This window comes from Epibacterium sp. ABV4_022, from assembly GCF_056159345.1.
The window spans coordinates 693,198-708,229 of record NZ_JBSWVA010000001.1 but is presented as its reverse complement, the minus strand read 5'-3'; the positions used below and the strand labels follow the sequence as shown (position 1 = coordinate 708,229).

Here is a 15,032-nt window from a genome sequence, read left to right as displayed (position 1 = left end):
TCTCATGAACATCCACGAATATCAGGCCAAGGCCCTCCTCCGCAGCTACGGCGCTCCGGTTTCCGACGGGCGCGTGGTGAAGAAAGCCGACGAAGCCAAGACCGCAGCCGGTGAGCTGGACGGGCCGCTCTGGGTGGTGAAGGCCCAGATCCACGCGGGTGGCCGCGGCAAGGGCTCCTTCAAGGAGGCCGATGCGGGCGAAAAAGGCGGCGTGCGCCTGACCAAATCGGTGGAAGAAGCCGCTGAAGAAGCCAAGAAGATGCTGGGCCGCACCCTTGTGACCCATCAGACCGGCCCGGCGGGCAAGCAGGTCAACCGGATCTACATCGAAGCCGGCTCCGGCATCCAGACCGAGCTTTACCTAGCGCTGCTGGTGGACCGCGTGACCTCGCGCGTGTCGTTTGTGTGCTCCACCGAGGGCGGCATGGACATCGAAGAGGTCGCCGCAGAGACCCCGGAAAAGATCCTGTCCTTCTCCGTCGATCCGGCCACCGGCTACCAGCCCTACCACGGCCGCCGCATCGCCTTCTCGCTCGGCCTTGAAGGCGCGCAGGTGAAGCAATGCGTGAAACTGATGGGCCAGCTCTACCAGGCCTTCATCGACAAAGACATGGAGATGCTGGAGATCAACCCGCTGATCGTGACCGACAGCGGCGATCTCAAGGTGCTGGACGCCAAGGTCGGGTTTGACGGCAACGCGATCTATCGCCACGCCGACATCGCCGAGCTGCGCGACACCACCGAGGAAGACCCCAAGGAACTGGAAGCGTCGAAATACGACCTGAACTACATCGCGCTCGACGGCGAGATCGGCTGCATGGTGAACGGCGCAGGCCTGGCGATGGCCACCATGGACATCATCAAGCTCTATGGCGCGGAGCCTGCGAACTTCCTCGATGTGGGCGGCGGCGCCACCAAGGAGAAAGTGACCGAGGCGTTCAAGATCATCACCTCCGACAAGAACGTCAAAGGCATCCTGGTGAACATCTTTGGCGGCATCATGCGCTGCGACGTGATCGCAGAAGGCGTGATCGCGGCCGTGAAGGAAGTCGGTCTTGAGGTGCCCCTGGTTGTGCGTCTGGAAGGCACCAACGTCGAGAAGGGCAAAGAGATCATTGCGACCTCTGGCCTGAACGTGATTGCCGCGGATGACCTGTCCGACGGGGCCGAGAAGATCGTGAAAGCGGTGAAGGGCTGACCCGCCTTCCCCGAGCCAACCGGCTCGGGGAGCGCAGGATCTGAATGGTTTCCGGGCATGAAGCTGGTGACATACATGATCTCTCTCGACCGGGCGACGGGTCGGCATGCCGCGATGCAGGCCGCCCTGAGGGATGCCGGTCTGGAGGCTGAGTTCGTGTCCGCCGTGGATCTGGAAACCACTCCGGAAGCGGAACTGTTGCAGCAGTGCAAGAGCTTTGGCCCCTGGGGGGTGTTTGCCCATGGCAACATGGCCTGCACCCTGAGCCACGCCAAGGTTTGGGAGCAGTTTCTGGCGTCGGATGCGGATGTTGCCCTCATTTTTGAGGATGACGTCTTCATCTCGTCGGAGTTGCGCCAATGGACCGCGGATCTGAGCTGGTGGCCGCAGGGCTGCGATCTGCTCAGTCTGGAGTTCTGGCGCAGCGAGACCATGAAAGTCATGCTGGGATCAGAAACGCACGCACATCTGGGCCGCGACGTGGCGCCGATGTTGTCGCGCTATCCCGGCGCGGCGGGCTATATGCTGACCCGGCGCGGAGCCGAGGTGCTGCTGGCGCAGGCGCCGTTCGATCAGACCGTGGACTCGCTTCTGTTCAACCCGATGGTGTCCGGGCCCGCGCGGAGCCTGACCCCGCATCAGATCACTCCTGCCCTGGTCACACAGGGCAACACCCCTCCTGACGAGGGCACCTTTCTGGGCCATGCGCAGCGCAAGCCCCAAGGTGCGCTCTACCGCAAACAAAAACGCCTGCGGGGCATGGCCGAGCTGCGCGCTCTGCCCCTGCATCTCCTTCGCCTGATCTCGGGGCGCGCACGGCTTGTGCGGGTCACCTATGCGGATCGGGCGCTCACCGACGACAGCGCGGCACGTGCCGCCGAGGCACAAACCGCATAATCGAAAGGAAAGGACATCATGGCAGTCCTCATCGACGAAAACACCAAAGTCATCTGTCAGGGTCTCACCGGCTCTCAGGGCACCTTCCACACCGAGCAGGCCATCGCCTATGGCACCAAGATGGTCGGCGGCGTGACCCCCGGCAAGGGCGGTCAGACCCACCTCGACCTGCCGGTGTTCAACTCCGTGCATGAAGCCAAGCATGTGACCGAGGCCAACGCTTCGGTGATCTATGTGCCGCCGCCGTTTGCAGCCGATTCCATCATGGAGGCGATCGACGCCGAGATGGAACTGATCGTCTGCATCACCGAGGGCATCCCGGTTCTGGACATGATGAAGGTGCAGCGCGCGCTCGAAGGCTCCAAATCGCGCCTGATCGGCCCCAACTGCCCCGGCGTGATCACCCCCGACGCCTGCAAGATCGGCATTATGCCCGGCCACATCCACAAGCGTGGCTCGGTTGGTGTTGTGTCCCGGTCCGGCACCCTGACCTATGAGGCGGTGAAGCAGACCTCTGACATTGGTCTGGGCCAGTCCTCGGCTGTGGGCATCGGCGGCGACCCGATCAAGGGCACCGAGCATATCGACGTGCTGGACATGTTCCTCGACGATCCGGAAACCCAGTCGATCATCATGATCGGTGAGATCGGTGGCTCTGCCGAGGAAGAAGCGGCGGAATTCATCGCCGAGCAGAAGAAAAAAGGCCGCTGGAAGCCGATTGCAGGCTTCATCGCCGGGCGCACCGCCCCTCCGGGCCGCCGCATGGGCCACGCGGGCGCGATTGTCGCCGGCGGCAAAGGGGGCGCCGAAGACAAGATCGAAGCGATGAAATCCGCAGGCATCGTGGTTGCCGACAGCCCGGCGACCCTGGGCGAAGCGGTTCAGAAAGCGATCGCAAACGGCTGATGCAACCGCATCCGACATATAGCGAGAGATCATCTGATGATCTGCGGGGTGGGCGTTTTGCGCCCGCCCCGGTTCTGCCTGTCCTGCGCAGATCCACGGACCCTGTTGCTGATGCGGCGCTCTGGCCGCCTTCGCCACAAGATCCGCCAGCCCCCTGATACGGAATTTACGCCCTTTCGGGCTTTCAGCCCCGGACAACAGGCTGATTGCTTACGGTCCAAACCCATATGAGGCACAACAATGACCGACCAAAGCCCCAACGACATCTTTCATGCGTCCTCTTTCATGCAGGGGCACAATGCGGAGTATCTGGAGCAGCTCTATGCCCAATACGCCAATGATCCGGGTGCGGTGGACGCCGCCTGGGCAGAGTTCTTCCGCGCCATGGGCGACGGCGACATGGACATCAAGAAAGAGGCCGCCGGGCCGAGCTGGGCACGCAGCGACTGGCCGCCGGCCCCCGACGATGACCTGACCGGCGCGCTGACCGGCGAGTGGCCCGCCCCGGCCGAGGCCAAGGCCGCCGGCAAGAAGATCGCGGACAAGGCCAAGGAGCATGGCGTTGCGGTGTCCGATGACGCCATCAAACGCGCGGTGCTCGACTCGATCCGCGCCATCATGCTGATCCGGGCCTACCGGATCCGGGGCCACCTGGCCGCGGACCTGGACCCGCTGGGCATGCGCGCCAACACGCCCCACCCGGAGCTGGACCCCAAAACCTACGGGTTCAACGATTCCGACATGGATCGGCCGATCTTCATCGACAATGTGCTCGGGCTTCAAGTCGCACCGATGCGCCAGATCGTGGACATCGTGAAGCGAACCTATTGTGGCACATTTGCGCTCCAGTACATGCATATCTCCGACCCGGAGCAATCGGCATGGCTGAAGGAGCGCATCGAAGGCTACGACAAGGAAATCCGCTTCACCCGCGAGGGCCGCAAGGCGATCCTCAACAAGATGGTCGAGGCCGAAGGGTTCGAGAAATTCCTGCACGTCAAATACATGGGCACCAAGCGGTTTGGTCTCGACGGCGGCGAGAGCCTGATCCCGGCGATGGAGCAGATCATCAAGCGCGGCGGCAATCTGGGCGTCAAGGATATCGTCATCGGCATGCCGCACCGCGGCCGCCTGTCGGTTCTGGCCAATGTGATGCAAAAGCCCTACCGCGCGATCTTCAACGAATTCCAGGGCGGGTCGTTCAAGCCCGAAGACGTGGATGGCTCGGGCGATGTGAAATATCACCTCGGCGCGTCCTCGGACCGCGAGTTTGACGGCAACAAGGTCCACCTGTCGCTGACCGCGAACCCCTCGCACCTGGAGGCGGTGAACCCGGTGGTGCTGGGCAAGGTCCGCGCCAAGCAGGACCAGCTCAATGACCGCGCGGATCGCACCGCGGTGCTGCCGATCCTGCTGCACGGCGACGCGGCCTTTGCGGGTCAGGGCGTTGTGGCGGAGTGTTTTGCGCTCTCCGGTCTGCGCGGCCACCGCACCGGCGGCACCATGCATATCGTTGTGAACAACCAGATCGGCTTCACCACGGCGCCGCATTTCTCGCGTTCCTCGCCCTACCCCACCGACAATGCGCTGGTGGTCGAGGCGCCGATCTTCCACGTCAACGGTGACGACCCGGAGGCCGTGGTGCATGCGGCCAAGGTCGCAACCGAGTTCCGCCAGAAGTTCCACAAGGACGTGGTGATCGACATCTTCTGCTACCGCCGGTTTGGTCACAACGAAGGCGATGAGCCGATGTTCACCAACCCGCTGATGTACAAGAAGATCAAGGGCCACAAGACCACCCTGAGCCTCTATACGGAACGACTGGTCAAGGACGGCCTGATCCCCGAGGGCGAGATCGAGGACATGAAGGCCGCGTTTCAGGCGCATCTGAACGAGGAGTTCGAGGCCGGCAAGAACTTCAAGCCCAACAAGGCCGACTGGCTGGACGGGCGCTGGTCGCATCTCGACAGCAAGGACGAGGATTATCAGCGCGGCGAGACCGCCATCAAGCCCGAGACGCTTGACGAGGTCGGCAAGGGTCTGACCACCCTGCCCGAGGGCTATCCGGTGCATAAGACCATCGGGCGTTTCCTCGATGCGCGCAAAAAGATGTTCGACAGCGGCGAGGGCTTTGACTGGGCCACCGGCGAGGCGCTGGCGTTCGGCTCGCTGCTCACCGAGGGCTACCCGGTGCGTCTGGCCGGTCAGGACAGCACCCGCGGCACCTTCTCGCAGCGGCATTCGGGCATCGTCAATCAGGACACCGAAGAGCGCTATTACCCGCTCAACAACATCCGCAAGGGTCAGGCCTCCTACGAGGTCATCGACTCGGCGCTGTCGGAATATGCGGTGCTGGGGTTTGAATATGGCTACTCGCTGGCCGAGCCCAACGCGCTGACGCTGTGGGAAGCGCAGTTCGGCGATTTTGCCAATGGCGCGCAGATCATGTTCGACCAGTTCGTGTCCTCGGGTGAATCGAAATGGCTCAGGATGTCGGGCCTTGTCTGCCTGCTGCCGCACGGGTTCGAAGGTCAGGGGCCGGAGCACTCCTCCGCGCGTCTGGAGCGGTTCCTGCAGATGTGCGGTCAGGACAACTGGATCGTGGCGAACTGTACGACGCCAGCGAACTACTTCCACATCCTGCGCCGCCAGCTGCACCGGACCTTCCGCAAGCCGCTGATCCTGATGACGCCGAAATCGCTGCTGCGTCACAAGCTTGCGGTCAGCAAGGCGCATGAGTTCACCACCGGATCGTCGTTCCACCGGGTTCTGTGGGATGACGCGGAAACCGGCGCATCGGAGACCAAGCTGGTCGAAGACAAGAAGATCAAGCGCGTGGTGCTGTGCTCCGGCAAGGTCTACTTCGATCTGCTGGAAGAGCGCGACGCCCGGGGCATCGACGATGTCTACATCATGCGGATCGAACAGTATTATCCCTTCCCGGCGATCAGCCTGGTGAAGGAGCTGGAGCGGTTCAAGGATGCGGAGATGGTCTGGTGTCAGGAAGAGCCCAAGAACCAGGGCGCCTGGACCTTTATCGAGCCCAACATCGAATGGGTCCTCACCCGCATCAAAGCAAAACACACCCGTCCGGTTTACGTCGGACGCGCCACCTCGGCCTCGCCTGCAACCGGCCTGGCCAGCGAACACAAAGCCCAACAAGCGGCGCTCGTTGACGAAGCGCTGAGCATCTGAGGAAGATTGAGATCATGACCACCGAAGTGCGCGTGCCCACCCTGGGCGAATCCGTGACCGAAGCCACCGTCGCCACCTGGTTCAAGAAACCGGGTGACAGCGTGGCGCAGGACGAGATGCTCTGCGAGCTGGAGACTGACAAGGTGACCGTCGAGGTGCCGGCGCCCGCCGCAGGCACCCTGGCCGAGATCGTCGCCAAGGAAGGCGAGACCGTCGGCGTCGATGCGCTGCTGGCCAATATCGCCGAGGCTGGCGAAGCGGGCCCGGAAACCCCGGAGCCGAAAGCCGACAACAGCGAAGGCCAGGCCCCTGCCGCAGGCGCGGGATCCGTCGATGTGATGGTGCCGACCCTGGGCGAAAGTGTTTCCGAGGCGACCGTCTCCACCTGGTTCAAGAAGGTCGGCGACAGCGTCGCGCAGGACGAAATGCTCTGCGAACTGGAAACCGACAAGGTTTCCGTCGAGGTGCCCGCACCTGCCGCTGGCGTTCTGGCAGAGATCACCGCGCCGGAAGGCACCACCGTCGATGCATCTGCCAAACTGGGCGTCCTCTCCGGCGACGGTGCAGCGGTGGCGGCGGCCCCGGCTGATGCGCCTGCGGCCAGTGACGCGCCTGCCGCCGCGTCCAAGGACGTCGCCAATGCGCCATCGGCGGAAAAGGCGATGGCCGAGGCCGGTCTCTCCGCCTCCGACGTCAAGGGCAGCGGCCGCGATGGCCGCATCATGAAGGAAGATGTCACAAGCGCAATCGCCGCGGCCCAATCCGCCCCCGCTGCCGCGGCGCCCGCCGCCGCACCGCGCGCGCCGGTGTCTGCCGATGATGCCTCGCGCGAGGAGCGGGTGAAGATGACCCGTCTGCGCCAGACCATCGCCAAACGCCTGAAAGACAGCCAGAACACCGCGGCCATGCTGACCACCTACAACGAGGTCGACATGACCGAGGTGATGGCGCTGCGCAACGAGTACAAGGACCTGTTCCTGAAGAAGCACGGCGTGAAACTGGGCTTCATGTCCTTCTTCACCAAGGCCTGCTGCCACGCGCTGAAAGAGGTCCCCGAGGTCAACGCCGAGATCGACGGCACCGACATCGTCTACAAGAACTTCGTCCACATGGGCATCGCCGCTGGCACGCCCACGGGTCTGGTGGTTCCGGTCATCCGCGACGCCGATGCGATGTCCTTTGCCGACATCGAAAAAGCGATCGCCGAGAAAGGCGCGCGCGCCCGCGACGGCAAGCTGTCGATGGCGGAAATGCAAGGCGGCACCTTCACCATCTCCAACGGTGGTGTCTATGGCTCGCTGATGTCCTCGCCGATCCTGAACCCGCCGCAGTCCGGCATCCTGGGCATGCACAAGATCCAGGACCGCCCGATGGCGATCAACGGCAAGGTTGAGATCCGCCCGATGATGTATCTGGCGCTGTCCTATGACCACCGTATCGTCGACGGCAAAGGCGCTGTGACCTTCCTCGTGCGCGTCAAGGAAGCGCTGGAAGATCCCCGCCGCCTGCTGATGGATCTGTAAGCACCATCAGGGCAGCGCCCGACCCTGGGTGGGTGCGAAAGCGCCCTCCCGTGGGGAGGGTCGGGCGCTGCCCGGCGATGCCGGGCAAGAGGGAAGCAGCAAATGACTGCGCAAGAATTGGCAGAGCTATTTCGCGATATGTCGAGGTAAAATGACCCCCGAACTCACCGCCCTCACCCTTGCCGCCCTGCTTCAGGTCTTTCAGATCGCCCTGATGGCGGTGCCGGCGAACCTGGAGCTGAAACCGGGCCAGACGGTCAGTCCGCGCGACCGCGACCGCATGGGCGGGGACCTGCAAGATCAGGTCTCCAAACGCACCGCGCGGCTGTTTCGTGCGATGAACAACCACTTTGAGGGGCTGATCCTCTTTTCGATCGCCTGCGTCGTGGTCACGCTCGCGGGGCAATCCTCGCTGTTCACCACCGTCTGCGCCTTTTCTTACCTCGGCGCGCGGGTGCTTTATATCCCGGCCTATGCCTTTGGCTGGGTGCCGTGGCGCAGCCTGATCTGGGCCGTGGGCTATCTCGCGACCGCGGCGATACTGGTGGCCGCCCTGATATGAGCATCATCAGGCATATCCTGCGCCTGGGTGTGCTGGGACTGGGGCTCGGCGTCGCCATCTTCGCCTATACCAAGGTGATGGCGCGCACGGGGTCCGGCACACCGCCGCCAATGGCCGAAGCCCACGCACAGGCGGATGAGATCCTCGTGGTCAAATCCACCCGCGCACTGCATCTGCTGCGCCAAGGCGAAACCATCCGCAGCTACGACATCTCGCTTGGCGCTGCACCCGCAGGTCACAAACAGTCCGAGGGTGACGAGCGCACGCCCGAAGGCCACTATGAAATCGACTGGCGCAATCCAAACTCCGTCGCACATCTGAGCCTGCATATCTCCTACCCCAATGCCGCAGACGAGGCCGCTGCTGAGGCCGCCACGCGCGATCCCGGCGGCAATATCATGATCCACGGCCTGCCCAACGGCTGGGGGGCCTTGGGTGCATTGCACCTGATGCGGGACTGGACCGATGGCTGTATCGCGGTGACCAACGCCGAGATGCGCGAAATCTGGTCACTTGTCCCAAACGGAACCCCAATCACCATCACGGAGGCGCTCTGATGATCCTTCAGATCGAACAAATTCGCTCTGGACATTGCCGAGCGCATCTTCATCTTCTAACCCAAAATATCCCGGGGGAGGCCCATATGGGCCGGGGGCAGCGCCCCCTCCCCGCTCAACTCCAAAGGAGCACATGACCCATGGCATCCTATGACGTCATCATCATCGGCGCTGGCCCCGGCGGCTATGTCAGCGCCATCCGCTGCGCCCAGCTAGGCCTGAAGACCGCCATCGTAGAGGGCCGCGAGACCCTCGGCGGCACCTGCCTCAACGTGGGCTGTATCCCCTCCAAGGCGCTGTTGCACGCGACGCATATGCTGCATGAGGCAGAACATAACTTCGGCGCCATGGGCCTGAAGGGCAAAAGCCCCTCGGTCGACTGGAACCAGATGAAATCCTACAAGGATGAGGTCATCGGCCAGAACACCGGCGGTGTTGAGTTCCTCATGAAGAAGAACAAAATCGACTGGCTGAAAGGCTGGGCCTCCATCCCCGAGGCGGGCAAGGTCAAAGTGGGTGACGACACCCATGAGGCCAAGAACATCGTGATTGCCTCTGGCTCCGTGCCCTCCGCCCTGCCGGGTGTCGAGGTCGACAACGGCAAGGGCCTTGTGGTCGACAGCACCGGCGCGCTGGAACTGCCCAAGGTGCCAAAGAAAATGGTCGTGATCGGCGCAGGCGTCATCGGTCTGGAGCTGGGCTCGGTTTACGCACGCCTCGGCGCGGAGGTCACCGTGGTCGAATATATGGACGCGGTCTGCCCCGGCATGGACAAGGACGTCCAGCGCGGCTTCAAACGCATCCTTGAAAAGCAGGGCCTCAGCTTCATCATGGGGGCCGCCGTCAAAGGCGTCGAAACCACCAAGTCCAAGGCCAAAGTCTCTTATGAGCCGAAAAAAGGCGGCGACGCCGAGGTCATCGAGGCCGATGTGGTGCTGGTCGCCACGGGGCGCAAACCCTATGCCGAGGGCCTTGGCCTTGACGCGCTGGGTGTAAAGATGACCGAGCGCGGCCAGATCGCCACCGACGCGCAATGGGCCACCAATGTCAAAGGCATCTATGCCATCGGCGACGTCATCGAGGGTCCGATGCTGGCGCATAAGGCCGAGGATGAGGGCATGGCCGTCGCCGAGGTGATCGCGGGCAAACATGGCCATGTGAACTACGGCGTCATTCCCGGTGTGGTCTACACCACACCCGAGGTTGCGACCGTCGGTGCCACCGAGGACGCGCTGAAGGCCGAGGGCCGCAAGATCAAGACCGGCAAGTTCATGTTCATGGGCAATGCGCGCGCCAAGGCTGTGCATCAGGCCGAGGGTGGTTTTGTCAAACTGATTGCCGATAAGGAAACCGACCGCATCCTCGGCGCGGCCATCATCGGCCCCGCTGCAGGCGATCTCATCCACGAGATCTGCGTGGCGATGGAATTCGGCGCCTCTGCCGAGGATCTGGCCCTGACCTGCCACGCGCACCCGACCTATTCCGAGGCCGTGCGCGAAGCCGCCCTTGCCTGCGGCGACGGCGCCATCCACAGTTAAGCCCAACTCGGGCCCGGCGGAGCAATACCGCCGCATATCTCATCGGCCCGCCACATCGGCGGGCCGTTTCCGTCTGCAAAGGAACGCAACCATGACCGTCAGCCTGCAAGTGCTCTATCCCGCGTCCGACGAGGCGCAGTTCGATTATGACTATTATGTCGAGACCCACCTGCCCCTGATCGAGGAGCACTGGGGCGATCTGATCGAGACGGTCGAGGCGACGCGCGGGCTGGCGGGCGGCCCGGATGTGCCGCCGCCCTACCTGCTGATTGCCACGATCACCTTCCCGGATATGGAGGCGCTCGATACCGCGATGGGTGAAAAAGGCGGTGTCATCATCGACGATGTGGCCAATTTCACCAATATCCGCCCGCAGATCCTGGTCGGCGAACTGCTGATGAGCTGACCCCGGAGGCGCCCGACCGGCGCTACGGGAGCGGCAAGGTAGTTGCGGCGTCATTCCCCCGCCTGCGCGGGCTGGTGCCAGTTCATCCCCCGCGATGCGAAAACCATCCGGATCAGCAGCCCCGGCATGATCGGAATCATTTGCCCAAGGGGCAGGTTTTGCCCTAAACGCGGGCCATGGATCATTTTCTCTACCGCGATGGCGCCTTGTTCGCCGAAGACGTCCCCGTAGCCGAGATTGCCGCTGCGGTGGGCACGCCGTTCTACGTCTATTCGACCGCGACGCTCCTGCGCCACTTCCGCCTGTTTGACGAGGCATTGGAAGGCACCGACCATCTGGTGTGCTACGCGATGAAGGCCGCCTCCAATCAGGCGATCCTGAAAACGCTGGCCGCGGCGGGTGCGGGCATGGATGTGGTCAGCGAGGGCGAATATCGCCGCGCCAAGGCCGCAGGTGTGCCGGGCGACAAGATCGTCTTTTCCGGTGTTGGCAAGACCGCAGAGGAGATCCGGACCGCGCTGAGCGGCGGCATTCGCCAGTTCAACGTCGAATCCGAACCGGAAATGGACGTCATCAACGCCGTCGCGCTGGACTTGGGCACCACCGCGCCGATCACCGTGCGGGTGAACCCGGATGTGGATGCCAAGACCCACGCCAAGATCGCCACCGGCAAATCCGAGAACAAGTTCGGCATCCCGATCGCGCGCGCCCGCGAGGTCTACGCCCATGCCGCCAGCCTGCCGGGGCTTGAGGTCATCGGGATCGACGTTCACATCGGCTCTCAGCTCACGGATCTAGCCCCGTTCCGCCTTGCGTATCAAAAGGTTGCGGAGCTGACGCAGACCCTGCGCGACGATGGTCACGACATTCGCCGCCTCGATCTGGGCGGCGGGTTGGGCATCCCTTACACCCGCTCCAACGAGGCACCGCCGCTGCCGGTGGAATACGGCCAGATGATCAAGGAAGAACTTGGCCATCTGGGCTGCGAGATCGAGATCGAGCCGGGGCGTCTGGTGGCGGGCAACGCAGGGATCATGGTCTCCAAGGTGATCTACGTCAAAGAGGGCGAAGGGCGCGATTTCCTGATTCTGGATGGCGCGATGAACGACCTTATTCGCCCCGCCATGTATGAGGCCTATCACGATATTATTCCGGTGGTGGAACCCACGCCGGGGCTGGAGCCCAAGCCTTATGACATCGTCGGTCCGGTCTGCGAAAGCGGCGACACCTTTGCCAAGCAGCGCCAGATGCCGCCGCTTGGGGCGGGCGATCTGGTCGCCTTCCGCAGTGCGGGCGCTTACGGCGCGGTGATGTCGAGCGAGTACAACTCGCGCCCGCTGATCCCCGAGGTTCTGGTGCATGGCGATCAATTTGCGGTCATCCGGCACCGCCCGACCTTTGACGAGATGATAAATCGCGATACCATCCCGGAGTGGCTGTAACACGCTCTGCCCTGCGCCGGTCCGGGACCTGATCCCGTCCGGTCGAGACCGGCGGTGGCGGGTCTGCAGCCCGGCGACAGGTGGTCTCTCCCCTGTCGGGACCCGCGCGGAGGCACAGCGGCATGACCGAGCAGCACACCCCTGACCCGTCCGTCGAGGTCGGATCGTCCCCCCGCCCACCGGCGCTGGCACCGCTGCGCCGGGCGATTGTGATGACCCGGCTAGGCCTTGTAGCGGAACGCCTGTGGCGGGCGTTCTGGCCCTTGGTGACGATCCTGTTCCTGGCCACCGGCATCGTCTTGCTGGGTGGCTTCGACTGGCTGGCGGTCGAAGCGGTCTGGGCGCTGGTCGTCATCACCCTCTTGGGCAGCGCGGCGGCGTTGGTCTGGGGGGCTTTGCGCTTTCGCTGGCCCCACTACGAAGACGCGCTGATCCGCCTCGACGAGACCCTGCCGGGCCGGCCCATTGCCGCGCTTCTGGATACCCAGGCCTCCGGGGCGACCGACCCGGCCTCGATCGCCCTGTGGCAGGCGCATCAGGACCGTATGGCCGCCCGCGCCGCCCGCGCCGAAGCCCCGGCGCCGAACCTGCGGCTGCATGACCGCGACCCTTATGCGCTGCGCTATGTGGCGCTGCTGGTGCTGGTCACCGGGGTCCTGTTCGGTACCGCCTGGCGCGCCGGCAGCGTCGCCGAGCTGTTGCCGGGCACGGGCACCGCGGGCCTGTCGGGCCCCACCTGGGAGGGCTGGATCGAACCGCCGCGCTATACCGGCCTGCCGACGCTCTATCTGGGCGACATGACCGGGACGGAGCTGCGCATTCCCGAAAACAGCCAGATCACCCTGCGCTTTTACGGCGAGGTCGGCGATCTGGCTCTGGCCGAGACCGTCTCCGGGCGCACCGGAGAGCTGCCCTCGGCCACCGATCCGGAACAGAGCTTTGCCGTCACCCGCAGCGGTGATCTGACGATCGACGGGCCGGGCGGCGACAGCTGGCAGGTCTCGGTGATCGCCGACGCGCCGCCGGATGTGGCCATCACCGGGACGCCGGATCTGGCCGCGGACGGGACCATGACACTGCCGTTTGACGCCGCCGATGATTATGGCGTGATTGGCGGTCAGGTGACCATCACGCTGGACGATACCGCATTGGCGCGCACACATGGGCTGGCGACGCCACCGGATGCGCGCGACCCGATCTCCGTGCCGCTGCCCTTGTCCCTGACCGGCGACCGCCGCCTGTTCAGCGAGGCGCTGGTCGAGGATTTCTCTGCCCATCCCTGGGCCAACCTGCCGGTGGTCTACAGTTTTCGCTCAGAGGATGCGCCGGGTCAGCAGAGCAGCGCCGCGACCCTTTCTGCGCCGCTGACCGCGCGCCGGTTCTTTGACCCGATGGCGGCGGCCCTGATCGAGCAGCGCCGCGATCTGTTGTGGGCGCGGGCAAATGGCCCACGGGTGGCGCAGATCCTGCGCACCCTCAGCCACCGACCGGAGGACGTGTTTCCCGATATGGGCAACTATCTGCAACTGCGCACGATCCTGAAGCGGCTCGAGGGCTTTAGCGCGCAGGGTCCGATCAGCGTGGCGCAGCAGGAGGAGATCGCCACCGCGCTGTGGGATCTGGCCTTGCAGCTGGAAGAGGGCGATGTCGGCGATGCGCTGGAGCGCATGCGTCAGGCCCAGGAACGGCTGAGCCAGGCAATGCGGGACGGGGCCAGCGACGAGGAAATCGCCCGCCTGATGCAGGAACTGCGCGAGGCGACCGAGGATTACATGCGCCAGCTGTCACGGCAGGCGCAGGAACAGGGCGACTCGCAGGACGGCGGCGAGGAGGGGCAGCAGAACAGCATGCAGCTGAGCCAGTCCGACCTGCAGGCGATGATGGACCGCATTCAGGAACTGATGGAACAGGGCCGCATGGCCGAGGCCGAACAGGCCCTGCGCGAGTTCCAGCAGATGATGGAGAACATGCGCGTCACGCAAGGCGAAGGTGGTGAAGGCGGCAGCCCGGGCCAGGAGGCGATGGAAGGGCTCGCCGAAACCCTGCGCGATCAGCAGGGCCTGTCCGATCAGGCTTTCCGCGACTTGCAGGAACAGTTCAATCCCGATGCGCGCCGGGGGGAGAGCCAGGGCAACGAAGGGCGCAACGGCGGGCTTGGGCGTGGCCAGTCCCACGAGGGCGGCCAGGGGGGTCAGGGCGGCAGTGACGGACAGTCCCCCGGTGAGCGCGACCAGAGCGAGGGCGGTCAGGGTCAGGGCGGCAGCTCGGCCCCCGGCGCCACCCCCGGCAGCCCCGAAGATCTGGCGCAGCGGCAACAGGCCCTGCGCAACGAATTGCAGCGCCAGCGCGACGGTCTGCCTCTGGGCGGTCCCGAGGGCGACGCGGCGCGCGACTCCCTCGATCAGGCCGGGCGCGCCATGGAGGGCGCCGAAGAGGCCCTGCGCGGTGGCGACTATGCCGAAGCCATCGACCGCCAGTCCGAAGCGATGGAAGCGCTGCGCGAAGGCATGCGCGCCCTGGGCGAGGCGATGGCGGAACAGCAACAGCAGGGCCAGCAGCCGGGCAACCAGCAGGGCCTCGGCAACCGCCAGGGCAACGCGCTCGACCCTCTGGGCCGCGACCGGAGCGGCCAGGGCGGCGACATGTTCAGCCGCGACAGCATCAGCGACGGCCAGGCCTACCGCCGCGCCTGGGACCTGCTGGAGGAAATCCGCCGCCGTGCCGGCGAGCGGGAGCGCAGCGAAAGCGAACGCAATTACCTGCAACGCCTGCTGGATAAATTCTGACCCTCACCGCCCCGCAGCGGGA

Annotated in this window: 11 protein-coding genes; all 11 read left to right on the top strand. The window is 64.5% G+C overall.

The window, feature by feature from the left end:
• Positions 1-4 precede the first annotated feature (4 nt).
• Positions 5-1,198 (top strand): ADP-forming succinate--CoA ligase subunit beta, encoded by a 1,194-nt coding sequence (gene sucC, locus ACXAF5_RS03380; RefSeq protein ID WP_239318761.1) that lies wholly within the window; start codon positions 5-7, stop codon positions 1,196-1,198.
• Between the two features lie 57 nt (positions 1,199-1,255).
• Complete coding sequence (locus ACXAF5_RS03375) at positions 1,256-2,095, top strand: glycosyltransferase family 25 protein (RefSeq protein WP_474945535.1); 840 nt, start codon at positions 1,256-1,258, stop codon at positions 2,093-2,095.
• Positions 2,096-2,113: 18 nt separating this feature from the next.
• The gene (gene sucD / locus ACXAF5_RS03370) at positions 2,114-3,001 is read left to right on the top strand and encodes a succinate--CoA ligase subunit alpha (protein ID WP_239318759.1); all 888 of its coding nucleotides are present in this window, start codon (positions 2,114-2,116) and stop codon (positions 2,999-3,001) included.
• 240 nt (positions 3,002-3,241) lie between these two features.
• Positions 3,242-6,196, top strand: coding sequence for a 2-oxoglutarate dehydrogenase E1 component (locus ACXAF5_RS03365; protein ID WP_239360381.1), 2,955 nt, complete (start codon positions 3,242-3,244; stop codon positions 6,194-6,196).
• Positions 6,197-6,210: 14 nt separating this feature from the next.
• Positions 6,211-7,719 (top strand): 2-oxoglutarate dehydrogenase complex dihydrolipoyllysine-residue succinyltransferase, encoded by a 1,509-nt coding sequence (gene odhB / locus ACXAF5_RS03360; protein WP_474945534.1) that lies wholly within the window; start codon positions 6,211-6,213, stop codon positions 7,717-7,719.
• A 151-nt stretch (positions 7,720-7,870) separates the two neighbouring features.
• On the top strand, positions 7,871-8,281 hold the full coding sequence (locus ACXAF5_RS03355) for an MAPEG family protein (RefSeq protein WP_474945533.1): 411 nt from the start codon (positions 7,871-7,873) through the stop codon (positions 8,279-8,281).
• The gene (locus ACXAF5_RS03350) at positions 8,278-8,838 is read left to right on the top strand and encodes a L,D-transpeptidase family protein (RefSeq protein WP_474945532.1); all 561 of its coding nucleotides are present in this window, start codon (positions 8,278-8,280) and stop codon (positions 8,836-8,838) included. Before ACXAF5_RS03355 ends, ACXAF5_RS03350 begins: the two co-directional genes overlap by 4 nt.
• 140 nt (positions 8,839-8,978) lie before the next feature.
• A complete protein-coding gene (gene lpdA / locus ACXAF5_RS03345) occupies positions 8,979-10,376 on the top strand; it encodes a dihydrolipoyl dehydrogenase (RefSeq protein WP_474945531.1) in 1,398 nt (465 codons plus the stop codon).
• 91 nt (positions 10,377-10,467) lie between these two features.
• On the top strand, positions 10,468-10,782 hold the full coding sequence (locus ACXAF5_RS03340) for an EthD family reductase (RefSeq protein ID WP_474945530.1): 315 nt from the start codon (positions 10,468-10,470) through the stop codon (positions 10,780-10,782).
• Positions 10,783-10,958: 176 nt separating this feature from the next.
• Positions 10,959-12,224: a diaminopimelate decarboxylase gene (lysA, locus tag ACXAF5_RS03335; protein WP_474945529.1), complete on the top strand. Its 1,266-nt coding sequence runs from the start codon at positions 10,959-10,961 to the stop codon at positions 12,222-12,224.
• A 122-nt stretch (positions 12,225-12,346) separates the two neighbouring features.
• Positions 12,347-15,010: a TIGR02302 family protein gene (locus tag ACXAF5_RS03330; RefSeq protein WP_474945528.1), complete on the top strand. Its 2,664-nt coding sequence runs from the start codon at positions 12,347-12,349 to the stop codon at positions 15,008-15,010.
• Positions 15,011-15,032: the final 22 nt, after the last annotated feature.

What these genes read in the sequence shown, in the direction of transcription:
- sucC (WP_239318761.1), top strand. Translation starts at nt 5, where the DNA reads ATGAACATCCACGAATATCAGGCCAAGGCCCTCCTCCGCAGCTACGGC.
- ACXAF5_RS03330 (WP_474945528.1), top strand. Translation starts at nt 12,347, where the DNA reads ATGACCGAGCAGCACACCCCTGACCCGTCCGTCGAGGTCGGATCGTCC.
- odhB (WP_474945534.1), top strand. Translation starts at nt 6,211, where the DNA reads ATGACCACCGAAGTGCGCGTGCCCACCCTGGGCGAATCCGTGACCGAA.
- ACXAF5_RS03365 (WP_239360381.1), top strand. Translation starts at nt 3,242, where the DNA reads ATGACCGACCAAAGCCCCAACGACATCTTTCATGCGTCCTCTTTCATG.
- ACXAF5_RS03340 (WP_474945530.1), top strand. Translation starts at nt 10,468, where the DNA reads ATGACCGTCAGCCTGCAAGTGCTCTATCCCGCGTCCGACGAGGCGCAG.
- lysA (WP_474945529.1), top strand. Translation starts at nt 10,959, where the DNA reads ATGGATCATTTTCTCTACCGCGATGGCGCCTTGTTCGCCGAAGACGTC.
- lpdA (WP_474945531.1), top strand. Translation starts at nt 8,979, where the DNA reads ATGGCATCCTATGACGTCATCATCATCGGCGCTGGCCCCGGCGGCTAT.
- ACXAF5_RS03375 (WP_474945535.1), top strand. Translation starts at nt 1,256, where the DNA reads ATGAAGCTGGTGACATACATGATCTCTCTCGACCGGGCGACGGGTCGG.
- ACXAF5_RS03355 (WP_474945533.1), top strand. Translation starts at nt 7,871, where the DNA reads ATGACCCCCGAACTCACCGCCCTCACCCTTGCCGCCCTGCTTCAGGTC.
- sucD (WP_239318759.1), top strand. Translation starts at nt 2,114, where the DNA reads ATGGCAGTCCTCATCGACGAAAACACCAAAGTCATCTGTCAGGGTCTC.
- ACXAF5_RS03350 (WP_474945532.1), top strand. Translation starts at nt 8,278, where the DNA reads ATGAGCATCATCAGGCATATCCTGCGCCTGGGTGTGCTGGGACTGGGG.